Origin of the sequence: Leisingera sp. M527, from assembly GCF_025141525.1 — a bacterium.
GTDB lineage: Bacteria > Pseudomonadota > Alphaproteobacteria > Rhodobacterales > Rhodobacteraceae > Leisingera.
Genome location: NZ_CP081037.1, coordinates 3441534 through 3464172 on the forward strand (window position 1 = coordinate 3441534; position 22639 = coordinate 3464172).

Below are 22639 nucleotides of genomic sequence, written 5' to 3' on the forward strand. Positions count from 1 at the left end.
TGTCAGGACCTGCTCTTCTTCAATCCCGTTTCCACGGCAATCCGCCGCAGCATCCGGGGTTTTTCCCGGTGGGAAGTCCTGCTACCGCTGGCAGCATGTTGCAAGCAGTCATCCTTATGTTCGTGGCCATGTCAATGATCCCTGCGGGCGATCTGTGCGGGAAGCTGCTGACGGGCGGCGGGCTGGCCACACCGGCGTTTGTCGCCTGGTCGCGGTTTGCCATCGGCACCGCGCTGATCCTGCCGTTTGTGCCGCGCCGGGCCTATGCGCTGCTGGGCGATTGGCGGCTGTGGCTGCGGGCCGGACTGCTGACCGGCGGCATCTTTTCAATCCAGCTGGCGCTGGCGACCGAGCCGCTGGCCAATGTCTTTGCCGCCTTCTTTGTTGGTCCGGTGATCAGCTATGTGCTGTCGGTCCTGCTTTTGCGGGAACAGGCGACATTGCTGCGCAGCCTGCTGATGGGGCTGGGGTTCATCGGCGTGCTGATGGTGGTGCGGCCTGGCCTGGGAGGCTCCATCAACCTGCTGTGGGCGGTGCTGGCGGGATGTTTCTATGGCGGCTTCCTGACCAGTTCGCGCTGGCTGGCGCATTTGGGGTCGCCGTTGGAGCTGAGCCTGACCCAGCTGCTGCTTTCCGCCATCCTGTTGCTGCCCTTGGGCCTCGGCAGCCTGCCGGAGTTTTCGCCCTCGACCGCCGCACTGACGGTGGGCAGCGCGGCGTTTTCAATGACCGGCAATCTCTTGCTGCTGTTTGCCTATGGCCGGGTGCAGGCGGTGAAACTGGCGCCAATGGTCTATTTCCAGCTGGTTGCCGCTGTCAGCCTCGGCTGGGCGGTGTTCAGCCAGCTGCCCGATGCCTGGACCTGGGCCGGGCTGGCTGTGGTGCTGTCCGCCGGTCTGGCCTCAGCTGTGCTCCGCCGCTGACCATTCGCCGCGGGCCCGGATTTCGGTTGAGCTGACATCCACCATCGGAACGTTGACAAAACACCAGGCCGGAGCCGCGGCCCGCGCCAGCAAATGGCTCTGGCAGCCTTTCAGCATGGATTGGCGGGCAAAGCGCGCTGCGGGGGAAAACCGCGCCGAGATCCGGTCGTTCGGCCGTGCCAGCACACCCACCGGCACAGTGTCCAGGATCTGCTGCCAGTCTTTCCAGCGATGGAAATGGGTCAGATTGTCGGCCCCCATCAGCCAAACAAAGCGCACGCCCGGATGGCGGCGGCGCAGGTGGCGCAGGGTCTGGGCGGTGTAGCGGGTGCCGAGATCCGCCTCGATGCCGCTGATGTGGATGCGCGGGTGCTGGATCAGGCCTTGCGACGCTGCAATCCGCCGCTGCAGAGCGGCCGGCTGGCGCGCTTTCAATGGGTTGCCCGGGGACACCAGCCAGAACAGGTGATCCAGTCCGAACCGCCGCAGTGCCGCATGGGAAATCGCCGCATGGCCGCGGTGCGGCGGATCAAAGGACCCTCCCAAAAGCCCGACGCTTTGGCCCGGGCGGATATGCGGCAGCTTGCAAACCATAACAGCCTTGATGCACATAATTTCCCGGGGAGATCAATCGGGTGAGGCACCACGGCCCTGATGATGCGGCGGCGCTTTACAGCCCGCGATCCCGCAACTGCCGCGGATCAAATGCTCTCTCGAACCGGTGGCCTTCGCAGTCTCACTCATTGCATCGTTGCTGGCTGCGGCGCGGGATATCCAGATTGCCGGACGCCGAGGGTGGCAAACCAAAGCGGCAAAAGTTCAAGCGCGGCCCGATCGGCAGGAGCAGAGAGCAGCTTAACTTGCGCTCGAAACTGTCCCAGCATCGGGGAACAGCCCATGTCGTCCTAGCCATCGGCCTGACTGCAACTGTTACTTATTGGTCATGTGTCCTGAGCCTAAGGAACGCCCAGCAAACAGCCTGTTCGCAAACAGCAACTTAGAGTTGCAGGCCTATTGCTGAAATCTCTAAAAGGTGTAATCTAGTCAAAAAAACCGGCCCGTATGCAGCGCAGCAGGGAATACCAGCGATCAGTAGGCAGGCTTTGGACCGCTTGCGCAGCAGCAGAAAGCTCCAAGGATGACATTTTCCAGACATATGGACGCCTCCCAGCCACTCCGGGGCAATCGCATCCGGTACCTGACCCACGGCACCGCAGCCCTGCTCGTTGGCGCCGGTTTTATTTTCGACCTGCTGACGCCGCTTGGGATCGCGGGCGGCCTTATCTACGTGACCGTTGTCCTGTGCGCTCTTTGGGATGACAACCTGAACACAGCTTACAAGTATGCCGCAGCTACCACTGTGCTGACGATTCTTGGCTATCTGCTGTTCCCGCGGATCGGGGTCAATGAATGGATCGTCCTGACCAACCGGGCGCTAACTGTATTGGCGCTTTGGGCCCTTGCCTTCATCGTTCGCCAACAGAAAGCTGCCCAGATTTCGCTGGAGCGTAAAAAGACTGAGCTTGCTGCCATTCAGGACAACACTGTCGAAGGGATGATAACCATCAGCACCGAAGGGACCATCCTGAGCTATAATCACGCCTGCAGGAAAATCTTCGGCTATGCCGCCGAAGACGCGATTGGCCGGAATATCAAATTTCTGATGCCGGAACACTACCGCTCTGAACATGATGGCTATCTCAGCAACTACCTTCGGACCCGGCAGAAGAAAATCATTGGCACGATCCGGGAGGTTCAGGGACAACGCAAAGACGGCAGTATCTTCCCGCTCGATTTGTCTGTCAGCGAAGTCCGGGTCGGCGGCCACCATCTGTTCAGCGGTATCGTCCGCGACATTTCCGAACAAAAGCGCGCCGAGGCGGAGCGGGAACAGTTCATCAGTGATCTGTCCCGTTCGAACCAGGATCTGGACGATTTTGCCTATGTGGCATCCCATGATCTGCGGGCGCCTTTGCGGGTTATCGGAAACGCCTCCAGCTGGCTGGAGGAGGATCTCGCCGACACCTTGGACGATGAGAGCCGGGAAAACCTGCAACTTATCCGGTCCCGGGTTTCAAGGATGGAACAACTGCTGGACGACTTGCACGAATATTCCCGGGCCGGGCGCAGGACGGACGCCAGATACCAACAGTTGATGCCGGGTTCCGATCTGATGGAAGAAGTGCTTATGCTGATTGATCAGCCTGTGGGGGTCACCATCAATACCGCCCCCGGATTCGCCGCCATCCAGCTTCCGAACATGCCGTTGAAGCAGATTTTGGCCAACCTGATCTCCAACGCGATCAAACACAACGAAACCAGCACAGGCGTGGTTGACGTGCTGCTGGAAGACGACGGCGGCATGTATGCCATTACGGTCGCCGATGACGGTCCCGGTATTGATCCGCAGTTTCACGAGCAGATTTTCAAGATGTTTCAGACCCTGAAGTCGCGCGACGTGGTCGAAGGCAGCGGTATCGGCCTGGCGATCGTCAAGAAACACGTGGAAAATGCGGGCGGCAAAATCTCTTTGCAGTCTTCGCCGGGCGAAGGCTGCGCATTCCGGTTCACCTGGCCCAAGACGGCCCGCCCTAGTCAAGGATAAGAAAAGTATGAAGAGATTTAATAGCGGCGGGCAAACCTCCCATAAGGATTTGAACATCCTTCTGGTAGATGACGACCACGGGGACGCCAAGGCGGTTCAGCGGGCATTCAAGAAAGTCAAAATCGCAAATGAGATCACCCGCGCGATCGACGGGCTTGAGGCGCTGGATTACCTCCGCGGGACGGGTGGCAAGGACAAGGTCCAGCAGCCCTATGTGCTGCTGGTTGATATCAAGATGCCGCGGATGAGCGGCATCGAGCTGGTCCAGGAATTGCGCGCAGATCCTGAACTCAGCAGGTCAGTGGTATTCTTCCTGACGACCTCAAGCCACGAACAGGACATCGAAGCTGCCTATGATTTGAATGCAGCAGGCTATATCGTGAAAGAAACAGCAGGGCGTGATTTTCTGCAACTTGTCGATATGGTTGACCGCTATTGGCGGATTGTCGAATTCCCTATCCCCGGCACCTGACCCGCAGCACTGTTGCGGCACTGCGTCTGAAAATCACCGGCAGCCATGCAAAACACGCCGCACTTCCGGGCCGGTTTCAACGCCATGGCAAGGTGCCGTCATATCTTGACACGGAGGGGTAAAGGGTAGCTGTCTTGTGTCTGAGACAGATTGCAGAAATTCCATTCACATCCCCGAGAGCAGGAGGTGCCGCAGATTATGCCCCGCTTTGAGATCAGCCCGGAAAACCCGGCCGGGCCGGAAGCGTCAGCCCTGATCCGGCGGCATCTTTCGCAAATGGCGGCACAATCGCCGGAAGAAAGCTGCCACGCGCTGGATACAAGCGGCCTTGAAGGCCCTGAGGTACAGTTCTTTCTGCTGCGCCAGGGCGGCAAACCGGTTGCCATGGGGGCGCTGAAACAGCTGGACGGCGGCGCACGCGAACTGAAGTCCATGCACACGGTGTCCGAGGCCCGCGGCAGCGGAGCAGGACGCGCAATGCTGGAATTCCTGCTGCAGCTTTCCCGCAAGGAAGAGGCCACAGGCCTCTTTCTGGAGACTGGCTCCACCGATGATTTTCTGCCTTCGCGCAGACTGTATGAATCTCTTGGTTTTAAGCAATGCGCGCCCTTTGGGGATTACGCAGCGGACCCTTGGTCAGTATTCATGCACCTGGACTTGCGCGCAGCGGCTTGACCCTTGGCACCCGCCTGTCATAACTGGCGCCAAGCGGTCCCTTAGCTCAACTGGATAGAGCAGCTGACTTCTAATCAGCAGGTTGAGGGTTCGAGTCCTTCAGGGATCGCCAATTCCTTTAGTTGCTGCCAATTAGGCATAACCTTGCACACTTTGGGGGTTTTGATGCACACCCTGTGTCAAGTGGAAAGTGCCAAGTGAAGTTGAGAGTAGTAAAGGCTCAGATAGAAAACGCTTTCGCTCCTCGACCGGTCCCGGGGGACCAGCAGGCAAATGTCAGCTCATGAGCGTGTTCAGGACGGGTGCAACCTCCTTTAGGAGGTAGATCGGTCCGATGGTCACACCATTCAGCCGGAAAGCTTCAATCCCGTGAGCTGCAAAAGCCGCCAGAATCGTGTTCCGGTGCAGCCCGGTCTCCTTCACTAACACCGTCGGCGTGGTGAACTTGTCATGGAAAGCAGCGACATCCGCCACTGGGAGAGTTTTGTCACCGGGTGCAGAACCTCCATCGCAGGTGTATGGCCACCTCCAAGCAACGCTTGGAACGCCCCCTTCTCCCGCACTCCGATTGAGCGGGCAAAGGCAGCTGCGTTCATCTCCCCTTCCATGGCCGCCATTTTCCGCTCGCGGGGGCGAAGTAAACCCGACTGATCAACTTCGGCAACGTTGACGACGAGTCCGTGATACCCAAACACCTCAGCGCGCTTGCCGACCCTCAATCTGCCGTCCCTGATTGCAGCGATAACCTGGCCGACAGAAAGGCCCACTCGCTTGTGAACATGCTGGATCGTTTCCCATCCTGGTGTACCAGCTTCTAACAAAATAGCTTTTCGCTCCAAATCCTCGAGCAGGTGCAGCCCATCAGACACCCGCCAGGGAGACTTGATCGTTGCAACTTTCGTCCTGGGCGCCAGAACGCCGTCAGCTTCTAGAGATTTGAGTTCGACTAGCGTCGCGCCCATAGCTTTGCGCATCGCAATCGGCCCGACCAAAGTCGGGATCTCCTCCAGAAGGGGTCTGTATTTCTTTGCGTCGAAGGTCTTGCGAGCATCAGCGCGCGTGTCCTCAGGAGGGAACGCTCCAGCCTCAGTCAGGAAGCCGTTGAGGACCGACTTGCCGATTCCAGTTTCCCTGCTTGCCGAGGCAAGAGAATGGAGAAGCCGTTCGGGCACGGTATGACCGAGAACCTCATCTCCTGCTTCGACCGGCCAGATCCTCAACAAATGCCGCCGTACAATATGGCGAAACCCATCGAAGCTATCATCGCTGCAATAGAGGCGACCTAGAGCCTCGAGCAGCATAGGCAATGCCTGTTTTGACCCAAAGTACCCCCCATCCCCCGCCTGCAAAATGCGATCGAGAGCACACGTGATTGCCTCAGGCCCTCTCGATGCGGCATCAAAGCCCTTGGCCTTCGCAGCACGGTCGTCAGTTTCAAGTTCCTGAGCAGGAAGGAGTTCCTTGCCAAGCAACGCACAGCAGGTCATGGCGGCAAACAAAGGCTGAGTTGCCAGCCATGAATTGTCCTCACCTTGCGATAGGCGCCGATCAAGCCAGGCGTCATAGGCGGACGGCTCAATCAGATCGCTGTCAAAATTGCCCGCCAGAAGGTTTGGCAGGATCTCAGCCAATCTGGCACCGGCATCATCACGATTTACAGGCCGCGAGCATTCCCATAGTGGCATCAGAGGATGGCGGTGCCGCAAGCACACATCAACGCCGCTGCACAGCCAGTCTCCCGCCATGGCCATGTGCCTCAGCGGAAAGGCTTGTTTTTCTGCCGCCTAACGCAGGCAAAGAGGGCAGCCGCGGATGACAGGGTTGCGTTTGGCGCGGGAGACAAAAACTTCTCCGCGATTTTTCATGCGTACGCCTCCGACTGGCTCACCTGTCCATGACAGCATGGTGGCCAGCTGATCGGACGCCAAGCCGGATCGGGTGGCAAAATGTCAATCGCCTCCCGCTCCTGGTTCAAGATCCGCTTAAAACTAAAGCCAAGATCAAGGGCAAATCCGGTGGCGTCGGTACCATTGATCGCAGCCATGCGCGAAAAGAAGGAGGGAAGAGTCTCCCGCTCCGAAGGCTCGACCGCCAAGGGTAACGTTTCTATCAACGGGGTACTCCGTCTCATTCTTCCATAACTTTAGGGCAAGATCGCTTATGCAAGCGCGAGTGTCCAACCCGTGAGGCTCCAGGATAGATTCAGGACGGTGTCGATCCCGCTTTTGGTTGCGAGTGAGCTATTAGGTAAGTTCGAGACCATGGCCCCGGCTGTGTTAAAAATTGATAAACTTGCAACCGCAGGTTTGGTGCAGGCATTTACAAGCGGCGAAACCGCCCCTCTCGTGACATTGCTGCGCAATGCACTGCCGGGCAGTGATCGAGAGCATGTTCGGCAGGCTCAAGAACTGGAGACGCATCGCAACCCGCTACGGCAGATGTCCGAAGGTCTTCCTATCAGCAATCGGTATTGCCGCCCTCGTCATCTACTGGCTTTGAAACTCAATGAGTCCAGAGCCTAGGGGTAAACCGGGGGACTTCAGGCAGCTTCGGTCCCTGGCACCTGCATATCGGCATCTTTGATGCTGCTGCGCCATGATTTCAGTGAATGACAGGTCAGGTCGCCTGATCGACGTGTCTGTCGGCAGAGTTTCTGGGTCCAAAGGCACCCTAAACTGAGAGAGGCTTTGGCTCGTCTGGTTGGTTTGGTTATGCGGCGCGTTGCCTGTGGTGCAGGGTGCATGTCGGCGGCAACGCCAAGGACGTCTGCAAGGAACTGAAAGCCAAAGCCTTTACCGTCGGCAACAACATCTATGTGATGAAGCCTGCATTCGCCAAGGATACCGACCTGCTGGCGCATGAGCTGACCCATGTGCTGCAGAAGGGCAAGGGCAAGATGCCCAAGGCCAAGGACGGCGTGGCGCTGACCTCAAAGTAGGCCTGTACCATCCTTTCGCGCGGTGCTGCTCAGCCTATTGACACATTTTAAACCTTTTTTAAGCAAAATTGCCCGCAAGATAGTCTTGAGAGACACTGGGGCGGTCAGGCTAGATTGCTCCCGGAGAAGGAGTTGCCATGGTTTGGGCTGGACTGTTCGCAGGTATGATCACCGGAATGTGCGCCACGGCGTTTGGTTTTTTTGTGGCCGCGCTGCCGCTGTGGCTGAGCCTGCTGCTGTATCCGGCTGCCGGGCTGGGCGCGACCGTGCTGGTGATCGCGGGGCTTTCCCTGCGCTGCTGGCTGCAGTCGCAGCCGGTCTTCGGGCAAGCCTACGGCAACCGCGCCTAGCCGCGCAGCCAGCTGACGATCTGGCCTTGCCGCATCGCGCCGGCCTGGCGCTTTTTCTCCTTGCCGCGTTCAAAGGCGACCAGGGCTGGGATGCTGCGGATGCGGTAGCGCGCACCGGTGGACGGGTGGTCCTGGGTGTTCAGCTTGACCAGCCGCGCCTTGCTGCCCAGCGCCTTGGCGGCCTTGGCAAATTCCGGCGCCATCATCCGGCAGGGCCCGCACCAGGGCGCCCAGAAATCCACCAGCAGCGGCAAATCGTCATTCTGCGCCGCCTTCTGCAATGTGGCCGGATCCACATCCACCGGCTTGCCCGGCAGCAGCGCCGCGCCGCAACTGCCGCAATTGGGGCGTTTGCCCAGCTTGTCCTCCGGCACCCGGTTCAGCTGGGCACAGGCCAGGCAGGTCAGGGTCTTGGCGCCCATGATGGTTCCTCCGCTTCAATCCTGCCCTGATACAGACATCGGCTGCCAGGCCGCAAGAGACGCCGCCGGAGCTTCACAAACCTGTAATCAGCACTGGAAGCCGCAGGCCGCCGCTTCAATATCAAAGGCATGCAACGGATACTCCGCCTCCTGCCGCCGCTTGCGGCCGTTCTGGCAGCCGCCGAACTGGCGCATTTCATGAATCTGACCGCAGGCCTGGGGGCGCATCCCTGGTGGGCGGGCAAGGTGATCTGGCTGGGCGCCCTGCCCGGTCTTGCCCTGGCCCTTGCCGTCCGCCAGCTGCATCTTCCACGCTGGCTGGCAGCCGCGGGTTTTGCGGTCTTCGGTGCCGCGGCCTTTGCCATCGCGGCAGCAGGCAAGGCGCAATTCGCCGCGTCTTATGCCGAAGATCTGCTGGCCGGGAAATTCTGGTACTTTGGCTGGATTGCCGTCTGCACCCTGGCTGCTGCTACGCTTGCAACACTTGCCGGCCCGTCTGCGAAAACCCGTTGACCCAGCGCTTTCCGCGCCGGAAGATGATTAGACGACACAACAGACATCCGGAGATTTAGCCATGATTTCACGCCGGAAAATTCTGAGCACCGGTACTGCGGCCGCCGCAGCAACCTTGCTTCCGCTGCCTGCGCTGGCCCGCAAAAAGGACCCCGCTCCCTTTGATCCCACCCCGCAGGAGGTCCGGATCCGCAAGGATTTTGCCCCGGGGCAGATCCTGGTGCTGCCGCGCTCCTACTACCTGTACTTTGTCACCGACAAGCGCAAGGCGATGCGCTACGGCGTTGGCGTCGGCAAGGCTGGTCTTGAGTTCACCGGCACAGCGGTGATTGAACGCAAAAAGGTCTGGCCCACCTGGCGCCCGACCGACGAGATGATCGAACGCGATCCGCGGGCCTATGCCAAGTTTGTCGACAATGAATACATTCAGCCCGGCGGGCCGGAAAATCCGCTGGGTGCGCGGGCCCTTTATCTGTTTCAAAACGGCATCGACACTTACTTCCGCATCCATGGCACCAACCAGCCGCAGACCATCGGGCACTCGGTTTCCAACGGCTGCATCCGGATGATGAACGAGCACGTTACGGATCTGTATCAGCGGGTTCCGCTCGGCACGGTTGTGACAGTGCTTTAGGCACGGTTCTGCCGGAGACTCCGCGTCACTTTGGATTTTTTCTTGCGCCAGGGGTGATTCCTACTCAATTCTGTCACCGCAACGTCACGCGAGTATCATCACTGTTGCCTTACCGGCGCGGTCATGACCTTTGCAGGCCGTTGCCGTTCTGCCGCATGAAGCGGGCAGAGAATTGAGACGACTTAGGAGAATACGACGATGGCGACTGGCACCGTCAAATGGTTCAACACCACCAAAGGCTACGGCTTTATTGCACCCGATGATGGCGGCAAGGACATTTTTGTCCACATTTCCGCAGTTGAGCGATCAGGGCTGACCGGCCTGGCCGACAATCAGAAAGTGACTTACGAACTGCAGGCTGGCCGCGACGGCCGCGAGTCCGCGGTTGATATCGCACTGGCCTCCTGATCCGAACTTCTGATCACGCCTGAGAGCTTTCAAACAGCCCTGCCCGCCGGGGCTGTTTTCAATGTTGAATCGCCGTGACCAGCTGCAGGGCTGCCGGTCCGATCGCAGCAACGTTCAGCGCAACGCCCCGGGCATTCGGGTGGATGCCGTCGTCCTGCAAATAGGCCTGCGCCGCTGCCGGGTCGCCGCCCACCGCTGCTGCAATGCCCGCAAAGGCATCCGGGTGCAGCACAGCATCGAATTCGGCAGCCAAGTCCGGGTATATCGCATCAAAGGCGGTCTTGTAGTCCGGCCCGTAATTGCCCGGCGCCTTCATGCCGATCAGCAAGGTTTCAATACCCAAGGTTTCGGCTTCCTGCAGGATGAGGGCCAGATTGGCTCGCGCCGCCGCTGGCGCCAGGCCGCGCAGCAGGTCGTTGCCGCCCAAAAGCACGATCAGCCCGTCGGGATTATCCGACAGCGTCCACTCCGCCCGCTCTGCCCCGCCGGCGGTGGTGTCACCGGACAAACCGGCATTCTGCAGCACCACTTCGGCGCCGTTTTCATTCAGCCAATGCTCCAGCTGCGGCACCAGACCCTGGTCCTGCGGCAGCCCGTAACCCTGCACCAGACTGTCGCCCAATGCCGTGATCCGCAGCGGCTCAGCCCAAGCGGCGTTTGAAAAAAGCAGCAAACTCAACAGCGCCAGTATCTTGTGCATCGCCGCAAACACTCCATATCCGATAGGTGGATCCAACAGGCAGGCCCGATGACCAACGATAACAGCCCCGTTCTGCATCTCTTAGATGCGTCTTTGACCCTGAATAGCAATACCGGTCCGGTAGAGATTTTGCACGGCATATCGCTCGATGTGCGGCGGGGGGAGACGTTGGGGCTGGTGGGGCCGTCCGGGTCCGGCAAGTCCTCGCTTTTGATGCTGATGGGCGGGCTGGAGCAGGCCACCGGCGGCACGATCACCGCACTTGGCCAGGATCTGACGGCAATGGACGAGGACGCGCTGGCACGTTTCCGCCGCAACAACATGGGGGTGGTGTTCCAGAGCTTTCACCTGATCCCGACCATGACCGCACTGGAAAATGTCGCCACGCCGCTGGAGCTGGCAGGCCACAAGGATGCCTTTGACCGTGCCCAGGCGGAACTGGAAGCGGTTGGCCTTGGCCATCGCGCCGGCCATTTCCCGGCGCAAATGTCGGGCGGTGAGCAGCAGCGCGTGGCCTTGGCGCGCGCCCTGGCGCCGCGGCCTGCGATCCTGTTGGCGGATGAACCCACCGGCAATCTGGATGAGGCCAACGGCGAGGCGGTAATGGAGCTGCTGTTCGGTCTGCGCGACCGCTACGGCGCAACACTGGTGATGGTCACCCATGCGCCGGAACTGGCGGCACGCTGCGACCGGGTCGTCCGCTTGCGCGACGGGCGGGTGGAAGACGCCGCCGCGCGCGAGGCCGCGGAATGAATGCTGCCGCCTTCCGCCTCGCCTGGCGCTTTGCCCTGCGCGAGCTGCGCGGAGGTTTGAAGGGGTTCCGCATTTTTCTGGCCTGTTTGGCGCTGGGGGTCGGGGTAATTGCCGCCATCGGCTCGATCCGGGCGTCGATCGAAACCGGACTGTCGCGTGAAGGTGCGACCATTCTGGGCGGCGACGCCGAGCTGAACTTCACCTACCGCTTTGCCAATGACGACGAACGAGCCTGGGTGGAGAGAAACGCGGTGCGCTTTTCCGAAATTGCCGAGTTCCGCTCGATGGCGACGGTGAGCGAGGAACGCGGGCTGACCCAAGTGAAGGCGGTGGACGGGCTGTACCCGTTGAAGGGGGAAATGCAGCTTTCGCCACCGATCCCCTTGGAGACCGCTTTGGCAGGCGCAAAGGGCCTGCCGGGCGGCGTTATGGACCGGGTACTGGCGGACCGGCTGGGATTGCAGCCGGGCGATACGTTCCGGCTGGGTACGCAAGATTTCAGGCTGATGGCGCTGATCGCGCTGGAACCGGATGCCGCGGCCTCGGGCTTTGAACTGGGCCCGCGCACTATGGTACGGACAGCGGATCTGGCGGACTCCGGACTATTGGAGCCGGGCACGCTGTTTGACACCAAATACCGGATGCAGCTGCCTGCGGGCAGCGACCTGACCGCGCTGCAGGCCGAGGCAGAGGGCCTGTTTGAAACCACCGGCATGCGCTGGCGCGATGCCAGGAACGGCGCGCCGGGGATATCCTCATTTGTGGAACGTCTCGGCGGGTTTCTGGTGCTGGTGGGCCTGTCAGGATTGGCGGTAGGCGGTGTTGGCGTTTCCGCCGCCGTGCGCGCCTATCTGGCGACCAAAACCGCCACCATCGCCACCCTGCGCACGCTGGGGGCGGAGCGGCAGACGATTTTCCTGACCTACTTTCTGCAGATCGGCGCGCTGACGCTGATCGGGGTCGGTATTGGCCTGGTTTTGGGCGGGTTGGGGCCCATGCTGCTGGGACCGCTGATTGCGGCGCAATTGCCGTTCCCGGCGGTGTTCTCGATCTATCCGTCCGCACTGGCAGAGGCCGCAATATACGGCGTGCTGACCGCCTTCATCTTTGCCCTATGGCCGCTGGCCCGGGCCGAGCGCATCCGCGCCGCGTCCCTGTTCCGGGACGCTTTTGCCAGCCACACAAGGCTGCCCGCGCCGCGATATCTGCTGGCGACTGCGCTGGCCTTGGGGGCGCTGGTGGGGCTGGCCGCTTGGTTCAGCGGCTCGGCGCAGCTGACGCTGTGGACAGCGGGCGGGCTGATGGGCGCGCTGATTGTGCTGCTGGTTGCGGCGCTTGGCATCGGCTTTCTGGCGCGGCGCGGCTCAGGTGCCGCGCGCGGGCGCCCTGCCCTTCGATGGGCGTTGTCGTCCATCGGAAGCGCCCGTGACGGCGCGGTGCCTGCGGTGCTGGCACTGGGTCTTGGCCTGACAGTGCTGGCTGCCATCGGCCAGATCGACGGCAACATGCGCCGCGCAATTGCGGGCAACCTGCCGGATGTGGCGCCCAGTTATTTCTTTGTCGATATCCAGCGCAGCCAGATGCCCGGGTTTCTGGAGCGGGTCGAGAATGACCCAGCTGTGACCCGGGTAGAGAACGCGCCGATGCTGCGCGGGGTTCTGACCCGGATCAACGGCCAGGCGGCCACGGAAGTTGCCGGTGATCACTGGGTGGTGCGCGGCGACCGCGGCATCACCTATGCCGCGGCCCGGCCAGAGGCGACAGAGGTGACTGCCGGCAAATGGTGGCCGGAGGATTATACCGGCGACCCGCAGATCAGCTTTGCCGCCGAGGAGGCAGAGGAGCTGGGGCTGTCCTTGGGCGACACGCTGACGCTGAACATCCTGGGCCGCGACATCACCGGCACCATCACCAGCTTCCGCAATGTGGATTTCTCCACCGCCGGCATGGGGTTTGTGATGGTGCTGAACGAGGCCGCACTGGCCGGCGCGCCGCATAGTTTCATCGCAACCGTCTATGCCGAAGAGCAGGCCGAGGCCGCAATCCTGCGCGATCTGGCTCGTGAGATGCCGAACATCACCGCGATCCGGATGCGCGATGCGATCGACCGGGTGTCGGACATTCTGCGCCAGCTGGCCGCCGCCACCGCCTATGGCGCGGCAGCAACGCTGCTGACCGGGTTTCTGGTGCTGCTGGGCACGGCGGCAGCTGGAGAGCCTGCGCGCCGGTATGAGGCGGCACTGCTGAAAACCCTGGGCGCGCCGCGCAAACAGATCCTGCTGAGCTTTGCCCTGCGATCCGCCTTGCTGGGCGCCGCCGCCGGGCTGGTGGCGCTGGCGGCGGGCATTGCCGGAGCCTGGGCGATCAATGCCTATGTGTTCGAGACCAGCTATGCGGTGATCTGGCCGAATGCGTTGATGGTGATTTCAGGCGGGGTGCTGACCACGCTGCTGGCCGGACTGGCCTTTGCCCTGCGCCCGCTGGCTGCCAAGCCCGCCCGCATCCTGCGCGCGAGAGAATAAATGGCGCTGCGGCGGCCTTAGCGGGCGCCGCAGGAAACCGGCTGCAGGATCCGCAACAGGTCGTGATTGTCGCACACCAATGCCTCCAGCGTGATGTCATCAAGCGAAGTATAAAACGCCTGTGCCGCATCTGACAGCGCCACCTTGAGACGGCAGGCATCGGTCAGCGGGCAGGTATTGTCCGCGTCGGCAAAGCACTCCACCATCGGCAGGCTGCCTTCGACATCGCGAAACACGTCGCCGATCCGGATATCCAATGCGGGCTTACCCAGGTTCATACCGCCATTGCGCCCCCGCTGGGTCGCTAGATAGCCAAGCTGGCTCAGCTGGTTGATCACCTGCGCCAGATGGTTTTCCGAGATATTGCAGCATTCGGCAATCTCGGCCTTGGTCACCAGACGGTCTTTGTGCGCGGCGCAATACATCAGCAGCCGCACGGCAATGTTGGTCCTTTTGGTAATGCGCATGGGTCGCTCCCGCAGCTATGGTGCATCGCTTATTGCACAGGCCGCCAAAAAGCGGTTTGACATACATCAATAACCGGAAACACGAACGATAGGCAGAGCGGATGACAGGCCCTTATTTCTTTGGCTACGGCAGCCTGGTGAACACGGCAACGCATAACTATGGCGGCGCCCGGCCTGCCCGGCTGCGGGGGTGGCGCCGCGCCTGGGTGCATACTGGCCTGCGCGAGGTGGCGTTCCTGTCGGCGGTCCCTTGCGCGGACAGCGTGATTGACGGGCTGATCGCCGAGGTGCCCGGGGCCGACTGGGCTGCGCTGGATGAACGGGAATTTGCCTATGAACGGCTGCCCGCATCAGACAGGGTTCAGCATAGCCTGGGCGGGGCGCCGGAGATTTCCGTCTATGCCGTGGCAGCGGAACAGCAAAACGGCGCCACGGATAAGCATCCCATCCTGCTCAGCTATCTGGATGTGGTGCTGCAGGGCTATTTGCAGGTCTTTGGCGAGGCAGGATTGCACGGCTTTGCTGCCACCACCGATGGCTGGGACGCCCCGGTTCTGAACGACCGCGCCGCGCCGCGCTATCCGCGGCACCAACCGGTTTCAGCAGCCGAGCGCAAATTGTTTGATGAACTGATCGACAGTACAGGTGCCCGCCGGATAGACTCAGGATCATGATAGAAAAAGCGCTGCTGCACCTCGGCCGGATTGCACGGCAGCTCTGGTTCAGGGTTGTGCTGATTTCCCTGTTTTCCTTGCTGGCCCTGCTGCTCGCACCACTGGCAAAACCGCTGCTTCCGAACAGCCTGAGCGCAGATTTCGGGCGCGAGGCGGTGCTGCCGGTGCTGACGATCCTGGCGTCGGGCATGCTGGCGGTCACCACCTTTTCGCTCAACGTCATGGTCAGCGCCTACCGCACCGCGGCGTCAATGGCGACGCCGCGGGTCTACCGGCTGCTGCTGGAAGACACCGTCACCCACCGGGTTCTGGCAACCTTTGTGGGCGGGTTCATCTATTCGCTGAGCGCGGTGATCCTGTTCCGGGCCCGCTATTATACGCCTGAAGGCGCGCTGGTGGTGTTCGGTCTGACGATCATCGTGGTGATCCTGATCGTCGGCGCCATCCTGCGTTGGATCGACCATCTGTCGAGCCTGGGCAGCATGGATCATACCCTGCGGCTGATCGAAAACCGCACCCGCGCCAGCCTGCGCGCGCGGATGGAAAAACCCTGTCTGGGCGGGCTGTGCGCACGTAAAGAGGCCAAACCCGGCGACGCCGTTGATATCCCCGCCGCCAAGAGCGGTTTTGTCCGCTTTGCCGGGCTGACCCGGTTGAACGATCTGGCTAAGGAAGCCGGCACGCAGATCACCCTGGCACGCGCACCCGGCGAGTACATTCTGCGCGGCCAGCCGGTGGCCTGGGCTACCGCCGGGGACAATGACTTCTGCAAGGCGGCTTCAGCTGCGATCGACATCGGGGATGTACGCAGCTTTGATCAGGACCCGTCATTCGGCCTGTCGCTGCTGGCCGAGACCGCGCAAAAGGCACTGTCGCCCGGTGTCAATGATCCCGGCACCGCGGTTGAAGTCATGGGCCGGCTGGAACGGTTGCTGTGGGAGAACACACCGGCGGATGAGACCAGTGACGCCCGCGAGGCTGCCTACCCCAATGTCTGCATCCCGCCGGTCACCGCACAGCATCTGCTGGCCTGCGCCTTTCCCCCGATTGCCCGCTGCGGCAGTGATGCCCCGTCAGTCATGCGCTGGATGGGAAAATCCCTGGACGCGCTTGGCGAGCATCCGAACCCGGATATGGCCAAAGCCGCCAGGGAAATGTGCCGGGAACTGAAGGATGGCAGCTGGGGCTGAGCGGCCTGTGATTGGCAAAAGGGTGTGCACCCGCCTGTTCCGGCGCATGAAATATGCGCTGTGCACAGTTGGGCATGGCACCGCTCCCCATGGGGAGCGGTGCAGCGCCGCGCCTCCGCGCGGCGCCGGGCCCAACCGGCGGCACGGCATCTTTGATGCCGGTCCGGCGGGCGGGAGCCCCCGATAGCAAATAGGCGGCACCTTGAAGCGCCGCCTATTTTTTAGTTCCGGCGAACCTCAATCAGCCGCGGGCGCGGACCGTTTCCATCAGCGCCAGAAGCGCCGACATGTCCGGGCCGCGCTCCATGCCGGTGACCGCCTTGCGCAGCGGCATGAACAGACCTTTGCCCTTGCGGCCTGTTGCCTCTTTCACTGCGGTGGTCCAGGTCTTCCAGCTTTCACTGTCATACGGGCCTTCCGGCAGCAGCTCCATGGCTTCGGCGATGAACTCCTTGTCCTCGTCGGCTATTAACGGCTCGGCACCATCGCGGCACAGCTCCCACCAGCCTGCCAGATCCTTCAGCGTGGTGATGTTTTCCTTGGCCACATCCCAGAAGGCCGCCTGTTTCGCTGCAGGCACGCCCAGTGCGTCTACATGGCTTTGCACCGCCTCCAGCGGCAGCGACTGCAGGTGGCGGGCGGTCAGCGGATAGAGATCCTCGACATCGAATTTGGTGGGGGCTGCCCCAAAGCGGTTGATGTCGAAGCCATCGATCAGCTCGGCCAATTCCGAACGCAGCTCCACCGGGTCGGAAGAGCCCAAACGCGCCATCAAGGACAGCAGCGCCATCGGCTGCACGCCCGCTTCGCGCAGGTCGCGCAGGGCAAGCGTACCGAGACGCTTGGACAGCGCCTCGCCCTGCGGGCCGGTCAGCAGCGAATGGTGAGCAAAGGACGGTACGGTGCCGCCCAGCGCTTCGATGATCTGGATCTGGGTGGCAGTGTTGGTCACATGGTCCGAGCCGCGCACCACATTGGTCACGCCCATTTCGGTGTCGTCCACAACCGAGGCCAGCGTGTAGAGGAACTGACCGTCGCCGCGGATCAGCACCGGGTCCGAGACCGAAGCCGCGTCAATGGAGATATCGCCGAGGATGCCGTCGGTCCATTCAATGCGCTGGTGATCCAGCTTGAAGCGCCAGACGCCATCGCCACGCTCGGCGCGCAGGGCCGCTTTTTTGTCCTCTGACAATGCCAGCGCAGCGCGGTCATAAACCGGCGGTTTGCCCATGTTCAGCTGTTTCTTGCGCTTCAGGTCCAGCTCGACCGGAGTCTCGAACGCCTCGTAGAAACGGCCGATCTCGCGCAGTTTGTCCGCAGCTGCGACATAGCGGTCGAGACGCTCGGACTGGCGCTCCACCTTGTCCCAGGTCAGGCCCAGCCATTCCAGGTCCTGCTTGATGGCATCGACGTATTCTTCCTTGGACCGCTCAGGGTCGGTGTCGTCGATGCGCAGGATGAAAGTGCCGCCAGCCTTGCGGGCGATCAGGTAGTTCATCAGCGCGGTGCGCAGGTTGCCGACGTGGATATAGCCGGTCGGCGACGGGGCAAAACGGGTGGTGGTCATCACGGTTCTCCTGTTGCCGATGCCTTGTCACATGGGCGGCGGATTGTCCAGTTTCAGCAGGGTTAACGCGCCTCGCGGCGCGTGCCTCCGGCGGGGATATTTGGGGCAAGAGGAAAGCGCGGGTCAGCTTGGCTGCACCGGCCAGATTGCGTTGAGGTCTTTCAGGCCGGTGCGGATCAGTTCAGCCAGGACTTCCAGATCGATATCGGCCAGCTTGTTCACATAAAGGCAGCTTCTGCCCAGCTTGTGTTTGCCCAGGCGTGCAAGGATGGCGCCGTAGTCCTGATAGCCCGGCATGATGTAGATCGAATGGCGCGCCTTGCGGGGAGAGAAACCGGTGGCAAGAAAGTCTCCTTCGCGTCCTGTGGCATAGCGGTAGTGGTAGCGCCCGTAACCGATGATGGAAGGGCCCCACATCTGCGGCGTGAAACCGGTGGATTGGCGGAACAGGGCATCCAGCTCTTGCGCTTCCACCGCCTTGCGCTCTGGTTCAACCGTGGCAAGGAAATCTGCAACGCTGGCTCCGGTCGGGACGGTTTTGTTCTGGCTCATGGCGGGGGCCTCCTGCCTGCATCTTAACCCGCATCACGGGATTGTTTACAGCCCTCTGCCGACGCGGCGCTAGGATGCGGGCAGTCCAATGTAACTTGGAGGTTCCCTAATGACTGTTTCCCTGTCCCGCCGTGCGGCCCTGGCCGGTGCCGCCGCCCTGCCCCTTGCCACTGCTGCAACACCGCTTCTGGCCGGCGCCCACGGTGGCCGCGCCGAAGCACCCATTGCCCATACATTCAAGCTGGGCGAGATGCCGGTCACCACGCTGCTGGATGCCTCATCCTTGCGTGACGGACCGAAACCGCTGTTTGGCGCGGCGGCCAGCGATGCGGAGTTTGCCGAGGTTTCGGCTGAGAACTTCGTCTCAGCCGAAACACTGCAATTCTACTTCACGCCTTCGCTGGTGGATACCGGGGCAGAGCTGGTGCTGTTTGATACCGGGCTTGGCGCAGGCGGTATTGCCAAGGCGCTGGCCGCAGCCGGAGTCACCCCGGACCAGATCAATGTGGTTGTGATCACCCATATGCACCCGGACCACATTGGCGGGCTGATGACAGACGGTGCGCCCACCTTTGCCAATGCCCGCTATATCATGGGATCTGCCGAGTATAATTTCTGGTCCCAGATGGAGGCGGGCAACCGGGTTGGTGATCTGGTGGCCAGCAATGTGACGCCGCTGGCAGAGAAAACCACATTCATTGACGATGGCGCCAGCGTGGCGCCGGGGATCACTGCGATGGCAAGCTTTGGCCACACGCCGGGGCATATGGGTTTCATGCTGGAAAGCGGCGGCCGGCAGCTGTTGCTGACGGCGGATCTGGCCAATCATTATGTCTACAGTTTTGCCCGGCCCGACTGGGCGTTCAGCTTTGATGCCGATGCCGAGGCGGCCAGTGCGTCGCGCCGGCGGGTGCTGGGGATGCTGGCTGCCGACAAGGTGCCGATGATCGGATATCACATGCCCTTCCCCGCCGCCGGTTTTGTCGAGACCCGCGGCGAGGGCTTTCGCTATGTGCCGGTCAGTTATCAGCTGATGGGCTGAGCGGCCCGGTTCAATAGCCGGTTTGCGGCCCGTATCTGCTGCCGTCCGTAAACCGCGACAGGCGGAAGACGTGCGGATCCACCACGGGGGCGTCGCCGGTCACCAGATCAGCGGCCAGTTTGCCTGCCGCCGGTCCAATGCCGAAACCATGGCCGGAGAAGCCGGTGGCAATGAACAGCCCCGGCAGACCGTCGGCCTGAGAGATCACCGGGATCGCATCCGGAGTGACATCGATCAGCCCGCCCCAGCTTTGCACCACATCGGCGCCTTGCAGCACTGGGAATGCCTTTTGCGCCGTTGACCAGCCGCTTTTCAGCGCCTTTTGCGACGGCGCAGGGTCCAGCACCCGGCACAGTTCAAACGGGGTGGTCTGGTTCGGCTGCCAGTGGCGGGCCTGCGCCGCCTCTTCGCGCCAGCGGTCTGACAGGCGGAACTGCAGCGCACGCCATTCCTGGCGGTAGCTGGGCAGGAATTTCCAACCCAGCCGGAAACTGTCGGGCACGATATCGACAATGTTTTCATGAGCATCGGCCACGGTGTAGCCGCCGTCCGCGCGCTTGCGCAGGCCAAGGTTGGCGGCACGGATGGCTGTTTCCGGCCCGCCCTGCACCGGCGAAGTGCGCAGGACCGAGTTCAGAACCTTAAGCTGCGGCAGGTTGATACCGGCATTGCCCAGGAACAGCCGCGACCAGGCACCGCCTGCCACCACCACGGTGGAACAGGCAACGCGTCCGCGTTCGGTCATCACGCCGCTGATGCGGCCTGCAGCGGTTTCAACGCTGCGCACCGCGCATTCGGTCATAATCTTGGCACCTGCCGCCTGCGCTGCGGTGGCGATGGCATGGGTGGCCAATTGCGGCTCCGCCCGCCCGTCCATCGGCGTCAGCAGCCCGCTGCGGGTCTTGGTCTGATGGCCCGGCATCAGCTGCTCGATCTGGTCACTGCGGATCATACGGGCGTTCTGCCCCCAGCTGTCAAGATTGCTCAGCCAGCGCTCCAGCTGTGCCTCGCGCTTGCCGGTTTCCGCAGTGTAGAGGATGCCGGACCGGGTAAAGCCGGTTTCCTTGCCGGTGCGTTCGGCCAGCCCTTCCCAGAGCCTGAGCGCCTCGGCCATCAGCGGAATTTCCCGCGGGTCGCGGCAGGACATCCGCACCCACCCCCAGTTGCGCGAACTTTGCTCGCCGGCTATCTGGCCCTTTTCACAAAGCAGCACGGAATGTCCGCGTTCGGCCAGTTCCAACGCCGTGGTTGCACCAATGATTCCGCCGCCGATCACTACAGCGTCAACGGCCTTGGGCAAGGCCAAGTCGGATTGGAAATGAGGCAGCTTCGGTCCAGGCATGCAGGCATCTATGCCCGTTGCAAAATCCCCGGTCCAGTAATCAGGCGACGCGCCCTGCGGCGCTTTCTGGCATTGTGATTTTTAGGCCGCATATCAAGAAATTGCTGCGATCACCGCCAGCGGAGCCCGCAGCCTGAATGCGTAAAACAAATTTGCGCATTCAGCAGGTTACCGCGACCCTCAGGACGGGTCGCGCCAGCGGTTGACGATCGGATAGCGCCGGTCCAGCCAGAACGCGCTTGGGGTCAGGCGGGCGCCGGGCGCGGACTGGAAGCGTTTGTATTCGCTGATGTAAACCAGATGCTCGACCCGTTTAGCGACATCCCGGTCGAAACCGGCGGCAACACAATCTGCGATTGAACCATCCTGATCGACCAGAATATCCAGGATCGCGTCCAGCTCCGGGTAGTCCGGCAGGCTGTCGCTGTCCTTCTGATCCTCGCGCAGCTCGGCACTGGGCGGCTTGTCGATCACATTGGGGCGGATCACTTCGCCTTCCGGCCCCTTCATCCAGGGACGGTGATTGGCGTTGCGCCAGCGGCAGGTCTCAAACACCCGTGTCTTGTACATGTCCTTGATCGGATTATAGCCGCCGTTCATGTCGCCGTAGATGGTGGCATAGCCCACCGCGACTTCGGATTTATTGCCGGTGGTCAGCAGCATCTCGCCAAACTTGTTGGACATCGCCATCAGCAGCAGTCCGCGCAGGCGGGACTGGATGTTTTCTTCGGTCAGGCCCGGCTCCAGGCCTGCGAAAAGCGGCGCCAAAGTGTTGGTGATGGCGGCACGGCCCTCAGAGATCGGCACGTAGTCGTAGTGCACGCCCAGCGCCTTTGCGACAGCTTCGGCATCCTCCAGCGATTCCCGGCTGGTGTATTCCGAAGGCAGCATCACGCAGCGAACATTCTCAGCACCCAGTGCATCCACCGCAATTGCCGCGACAATCGCCGAGTCGACACCGCCGGACAGCCCCAGCAGCACCTTCTTGAAGCCGGTCTTGCCCATGTAGTCGCGCAAAGACTCGACCATCACCCGGTAATCCTGTTCCCAGGCGTCCGGCAGATGCGCCTTATCGCCCTCCACCGCGCGCCAGCCGTCTTCGGTGCGCTCCAGATCAAGATGGGCATAAGCCTCGTCAAACACCGGCATCTGCAGCGCCAGGGCGCCGCCCGGGTTCAGCACAAATGAGCCGCCGTCAAACACCTGATCGTCCTGGCCGCCGACCATGTTGAGGTAGATCACCGGCAGGTGGGTTTCGACCGCGCGCGCCACCATGTGGTTAAAGCGCACCTCCATCTTGTCGCGGAAATAGGGCGAGCCGTTGGGGATCAGCAGAAACTCGGCACCGGTTTCGGCCAGGGTTTCCGCGACATCCTCGTGCCAGCCATCCTCGCAGATGGGGGAGCCGATACGGGTGTTGCCGACCGCATAGGGGCCGCCCAAGGGGCCGGCATCAAAAATCCGCACCTCGTCGAACACGGTTTCATTGGGCAGGTGATGCTTGAGGCTGCGCGACGCGATCTTGCCGCCCTTGAGGATCAGGTAAGCGTTGTACAGCCGCCCGCCCTCGATCCAGGGGCCGCCAATTGCCAGCGCCGGACCATCGGCACAGTCTGCCGCCAGCTTTTCAACCTCGGCAATGGCCGCGGTGTGAAAGGCCGGTTTCATCACCAGATCCTGGGTGTTGTAGCCGGTGATGAACATTTCCGGCAGCGCCACCAGATCGGCGCCGGCGGTGCGGCCCTCCTCCCAGGCGGCTTTGGCCTTGGCGGCATTGCCTTTCAGGTCGCCCACCGTGGGGTTCAGCTGCGCCAGTGTCACGCGGAAACGGTCTGCCATGCTGCTTTGGCCCTTTGTAAATGTCCTCCCCCAGCCATTTACCAGATTGAC

At 61.8% G+C, this 22639-nt stretch carries 23 protein-coding genes, 1 tRNA gene and 1 pseudogene; 16 read left to right on the top strand and 9 right to left on the bottom strand.

The genetic code is table 11. The annotated features are described in order from the left end of the window. Positions 1-116: 116 nt before the first annotated feature. Positions 117-923: a DMT family transporter gene (locus K3555_RS17030; RefSeq protein ID WP_259987499.1), complete on the top strand. Its 807-nt coding sequence runs from the start codon at positions 117-119 to the stop codon at positions 921-923. On the opposite strand, the gene K3555_RS17035 is transcribed toward K3555_RS17030, so the two are convergent. Next, positions 903-1535 carry a nicotinate-nucleotide adenylyltransferase gene (locus K3555_RS17035; protein WP_260006374.1) on the bottom strand — a complete coding sequence of 211 codons (633 nt, stop codon included), beginning with the start codon at positions 1533-1535 and terminating at the stop codon, positions 903-905. The genes K3555_RS17030 and K3555_RS17035 overlap by 21 nt on opposite strands. Positions 1536-2061: 526 nt before the next feature. Here K3555_RS17035 and K3555_RS17045 point away from each other — a divergent pair. From K3555_RS17045 to K3555_RS17060, 4 genes are all read left to right on the top strand, one after another. After that, positions 2062-3528, top strand: coding sequence for a PAS domain S-box protein (locus tag K3555_RS17045; RefSeq protein WP_260006375.1), 1467 nt, complete (start codon positions 2062-2064; stop codon positions 3526-3528). A 7-nt stretch (positions 3529-3535) separates the two neighbouring features. Then, entirely contained in the window at positions 3536-4000 is a 465-nt protein-coding gene (locus K3555_RS17050) for a response regulator (protein WP_260006376.1), read from the top strand. Positions 4001-4198: 198 nt separating this feature from the next. Further along, entirely contained in the window at positions 4199-4675 is a 477-nt protein-coding gene (locus K3555_RS17055; protein WP_260006377.1) for a GNAT family N-acetyltransferase, read from the top strand. Between the two features lie 35 nt (positions 4676-4710). Next, a tRNA-Arg gene (locus tag K3555_RS17060) sits at positions 4711-4787 on the top strand. A 310-nt stretch (positions 4788-5097) separates the two neighbouring features. Here the strand turns inward: K3555_RS17060 and K3555_RS17065 are convergent. Continuing rightward, positions 5098-6306, bottom strand: coding sequence for a hypothetical protein (locus K3555_RS17065; protein WP_260006378.1), 1209 nt, complete (start codon positions 6304-6306; stop codon positions 5098-5100). A 748-nt stretch (positions 6307-7054) separates the two neighbouring features. Between K3555_RS17065 and K3555_RS17070 the strand changes: the two are divergent. The 3 genes and pseudogenes from K3555_RS17070 to K3555_RS17080 all read left to right on the top strand — a co-directional run. Then, positions 7055-7174, top strand: a pseudogene (locus K3555_RS17070) (IS5/IS1182 family transposase); the annotation flags it as partial. 238 nt (positions 7175-7412) lie between these two features. After that, complete coding sequence (locus tag K3555_RS17075) at positions 7413-7613, top strand: DUF4157 domain-containing protein (RefSeq protein ID WP_260006379.1); 201 nt, start codon at positions 7413-7415, stop codon at positions 7611-7613. Between the two features lie 137 nt (positions 7614-7750). Continuing rightward, positions 7751-7963, top strand: coding sequence for a hypothetical protein (locus tag K3555_RS17080; RefSeq protein ID WP_259987512.1), 213 nt, complete (start codon positions 7751-7753; stop codon positions 7961-7963). Here the strand turns inward: K3555_RS17080 and trxC are convergent. Next, positions 7960-8385, bottom strand: coding sequence for a thioredoxin TrxC (trxC, locus tag K3555_RS17085; protein WP_260006380.1), 426 nt, complete (start codon positions 8383-8385; stop codon positions 7960-7962). The two genes, K3555_RS17080 and trxC, sit on opposite strands and share 4 nt — an antisense overlap. A 198-nt stretch (positions 8386-8583) precedes the next feature. Between trxC and K3555_RS17090 the strand changes: the two genes are divergently transcribed. From K3555_RS17090 to K3555_RS17100, 3 genes are all read left to right on the top strand, one after another. Beyond that, positions 8584-8898 (top strand): hypothetical protein, encoded by a 315-nt coding sequence (locus K3555_RS17090; protein WP_260006381.1) that lies wholly within the window; start codon positions 8584-8586, stop codon positions 8896-8898. A gap of 61 nt (positions 8899-8959) precedes the next feature. Beyond that, the gene (locus K3555_RS17095) at positions 8960-9532 is read left to right on the top strand and encodes a L,D-transpeptidase (RefSeq protein ID WP_129369548.1); all 573 of its coding nucleotides are present in this window, start codon (positions 8960-8962) and stop codon (positions 9530-9532) included. A gap of 198 nt (positions 9533-9730) precedes the next feature. Beyond that, positions 9731-9940, top strand: coding sequence for a cold-shock protein (locus K3555_RS17100; RefSeq protein ID WP_024088679.1), 210 nt, complete (start codon positions 9731-9733; stop codon positions 9938-9940). A gap of 58 nt (positions 9941-9998) precedes the next feature. On the opposite strand, the gene K3555_RS17105 is transcribed toward K3555_RS17100, so the two are convergent. Beyond that, positions 9999-10640, bottom strand: a complete 642-nt coding sequence (locus tag K3555_RS17105) for an arylesterase (protein ID WP_260006382.1) — start codon at positions 10638-10640, stop codon at positions 9999-10001. A 48-nt stretch (positions 10641-10688) separates the two neighbouring features. On the opposite strand from K3555_RS17105, the gene K3555_RS17110 reads away from it, so the two are divergent. Together K3555_RS17110 and K3555_RS17115 are read left to right on the top strand one after the other, a co-directional pair. Beyond that, the gene (locus tag K3555_RS17110) at positions 10689-11393 is read left to right on the top strand and encodes an ABC transporter ATP-binding protein (protein WP_260006383.1); all 705 of its coding nucleotides are present in this window, start codon (positions 10689-10691) and stop codon (positions 11391-11393) included. Further along, on the top strand, positions 11390-13915 hold the full coding sequence (locus K3555_RS17115) for an ABC transporter permease (protein ID WP_260006384.1): 2526 nt from the start codon (positions 11390-11392) through the stop codon (positions 13913-13915). The genes K3555_RS17110 and K3555_RS17115 overlap by 4 nt, the downstream gene beginning before the upstream one ends. A gap of 17 nt (positions 13916-13932) precedes the next feature. Here K3555_RS17115 and K3555_RS17120 read toward each other — a convergent pair whose 3' ends face one another. Then, positions 13933-14382, bottom strand: a complete 450-nt coding sequence (locus K3555_RS17120; protein ID WP_260006385.1) for an Rrf2 family transcriptional regulator — start codon at positions 14380-14382, stop codon at positions 13933-13935. A 101-nt stretch (positions 14383-14483) separates the two neighbouring features. Between K3555_RS17120 and K3555_RS17125 the strand changes: the two genes are divergently transcribed. Together K3555_RS17125 and K3555_RS17130 are read left to right on the top strand one after the other, a co-directional pair. After that, a complete protein-coding gene (locus K3555_RS17125; RefSeq protein ID WP_260006386.1) occupies positions 14484-15056 on the top strand; it encodes a gamma-glutamylcyclotransferase family protein in 573 nt (190 codons plus the stop codon). Continuing rightward, positions 15053-16246, top strand: coding sequence for a DUF2254 domain-containing protein (locus tag K3555_RS17130; RefSeq protein ID WP_260006387.1), 1194 nt, complete (start codon positions 15053-15055; stop codon positions 16244-16246). The genes K3555_RS17125 and K3555_RS17130 overlap by 4 nt, the downstream gene beginning before the upstream one ends. 241 nt (positions 16247-16487) lie before the next feature. On the opposite strand, the gene gltX is transcribed toward K3555_RS17130, so the two are convergent. Beyond that, a complete protein-coding gene (gene gltX / locus K3555_RS17135; RefSeq protein ID WP_260006388.1) occupies positions 16488-17813 on the bottom strand; it encodes a glutamate--tRNA ligase in 1326 nt (441 codons plus the stop codon). A 123-nt stretch (positions 17814-17936) separates the two neighbouring features. Continuing rightward, complete coding sequence (locus tag K3555_RS17140) at positions 17937-18365, bottom strand: DUF1801 domain-containing protein (protein ID WP_260006389.1); 429 nt, start codon at positions 18363-18365, stop codon at positions 17937-17939. Positions 18366-18474: 109 nt separating this feature from the next. Here K3555_RS17140 and K3555_RS17145 point away from each other — a divergent pair, with 109 nt between their 5' ends. Continuing rightward, positions 18475-19407 (top strand): MBL fold metallo-hydrolase, encoded by a 933-nt coding sequence (locus tag K3555_RS17145; RefSeq protein ID WP_260006390.1) that lies wholly within the window; start codon positions 18475-18477, stop codon positions 19405-19407. A gap of 10 nt (positions 19408-19417) precedes the next feature. On the opposite strand, the gene K3555_RS17150 is transcribed toward K3555_RS17145, so the two are convergent. Beyond that, positions 19418-20749, bottom strand: a complete 1332-nt coding sequence (locus tag K3555_RS17150; protein WP_260006391.1) for an FAD-binding oxidoreductase — start codon at positions 20747-20749, stop codon at positions 19418-19420. 180 nt (positions 20750-20929) lie between these two features. Beyond that, entirely contained in the window at positions 20930-22588 is a 1659-nt protein-coding gene (locus K3555_RS17155) for an NAD+ synthase (protein ID WP_260006392.1), read from the bottom strand. Positions 22589-22639 lie beyond the last annotated feature (51 nt).

What these genes read in the sequence shown, in the direction of transcription:
- K3555_RS17030 (WP_259987499.1), top strand. Translation starts at nt 117, where the DNA reads ATGTTCGTGGCCATGTCAATGATCCCTGCGGGCGATCTGTGCGGGAAG.
- K3555_RS17035 (WP_260006374.1), bottom strand. Translation starts at nt 1,535, where the DNA reads ATGTGCATCAAGGCTGTTATGGTTTGCAAGCTGCCGCATATCCGCCCG.
- K3555_RS17045 (WP_260006375.1), top strand. Translation starts at nt 2,062, where the DNA reads ATGACATTTTCCAGACATATGGACGCCTCCCAGCCACTCCGGGGCAAT.
- K3555_RS17050 (WP_260006376.1), top strand. Translation starts at nt 3,536, where the DNA reads ATGAAGAGATTTAATAGCGGCGGGCAAACCTCCCATAAGGATTTGAAC.
- K3555_RS17055 (WP_260006377.1), top strand. Translation starts at nt 4,199, where the DNA reads ATGCCCCGCTTTGAGATCAGCCCGGAAAACCCGGCCGGGCCGGAAGCG.
- K3555_RS17080 (WP_259987512.1), top strand. Translation starts at nt 7,751, where the DNA reads ATGGTTTGGGCTGGACTGTTCGCAGGTATGATCACCGGAATGTGCGCC.
- trxC (WP_260006380.1), bottom strand. Translation starts at nt 8,385, where the DNA reads ATGGGCGCCAAGACCCTGACCTGCCTGGCCTGTGCCCAGCTGAACCGG.
- K3555_RS17090 (WP_260006381.1), top strand. Translation starts at nt 8,584, where the DNA reads ATGAATCTGACCGCAGGCCTGGGGGCGCATCCCTGGTGGGCGGGCAAG.
- K3555_RS17095 (WP_129369548.1), top strand. Translation starts at nt 8,960, where the DNA reads ATGATTTCACGCCGGAAAATTCTGAGCACCGGTACTGCGGCCGCCGCA.
- K3555_RS17100 (WP_024088679.1), top strand. Translation starts at nt 9,731, where the DNA reads ATGGCGACTGGCACCGTCAAATGGTTCAACACCACCAAAGGCTACGGC.
- K3555_RS17105 (WP_260006382.1), bottom strand. Translation starts at nt 10,640, where the DNA reads ATGCACAAGATACTGGCGCTGTTGAGTTTGCTGCTTTTTTCAAACGCC.
- K3555_RS17110 (WP_260006383.1), top strand. Translation starts at nt 10,689, where the DNA reads ATGACCAACGATAACAGCCCCGTTCTGCATCTCTTAGATGCGTCTTTG.
- K3555_RS17115 (WP_260006384.1), top strand. Translation starts at nt 11,390, where the DNA reads ATGAATGCTGCCGCCTTCCGCCTCGCCTGGCGCTTTGCCCTGCGCGAG.
- K3555_RS17120 (WP_260006385.1), bottom strand. Translation starts at nt 14,382, where the DNA reads ATGCGCATTACCAAAAGGACCAACATTGCCGTGCGGCTGCTGATGTAT.
- K3555_RS17125 (WP_260006386.1), top strand. Translation starts at nt 14,484, where the DNA reads ATGACAGGCCCTTATTTCTTTGGCTACGGCAGCCTGGTGAACACGGCA.
- K3555_RS17130 (WP_260006387.1), top strand. Translation starts at nt 15,053, where the DNA reads ATGATAGAAAAAGCGCTGCTGCACCTCGGCCGGATTGCACGGCAGCTC.
- gltX (WP_260006388.1), bottom strand. Translation starts at nt 17,813, where the DNA reads ATGACCACCACCCGTTTTGCCCCGTCGCCGACCGGCTATATCCACGTC.
- K3555_RS17140 (WP_260006389.1), bottom strand. Translation starts at nt 18,365, where the DNA reads ATGAGCCAGAACAAAACCGTCCCGACCGGAGCCAGCGTTGCAGATTTC.
- K3555_RS17145 (WP_260006390.1), top strand. Translation starts at nt 18,475, where the DNA reads ATGACTGTTTCCCTGTCCCGCCGTGCGGCCCTGGCCGGTGCCGCCGCC.
- K3555_RS17150 (WP_260006391.1), bottom strand. Translation starts at nt 20,749, where the DNA reads ATGCCTGGACCGAAGCTGCCTCATTTCCAATCCGACTTGGCCTTGCCC.
- K3555_RS17155 (WP_260006392.1), bottom strand. Translation starts at nt 22,588, where the DNA reads ATGGCAGACCGTTTCCGCGTGACACTGGCGCAGCTGAACCCCACGGTG.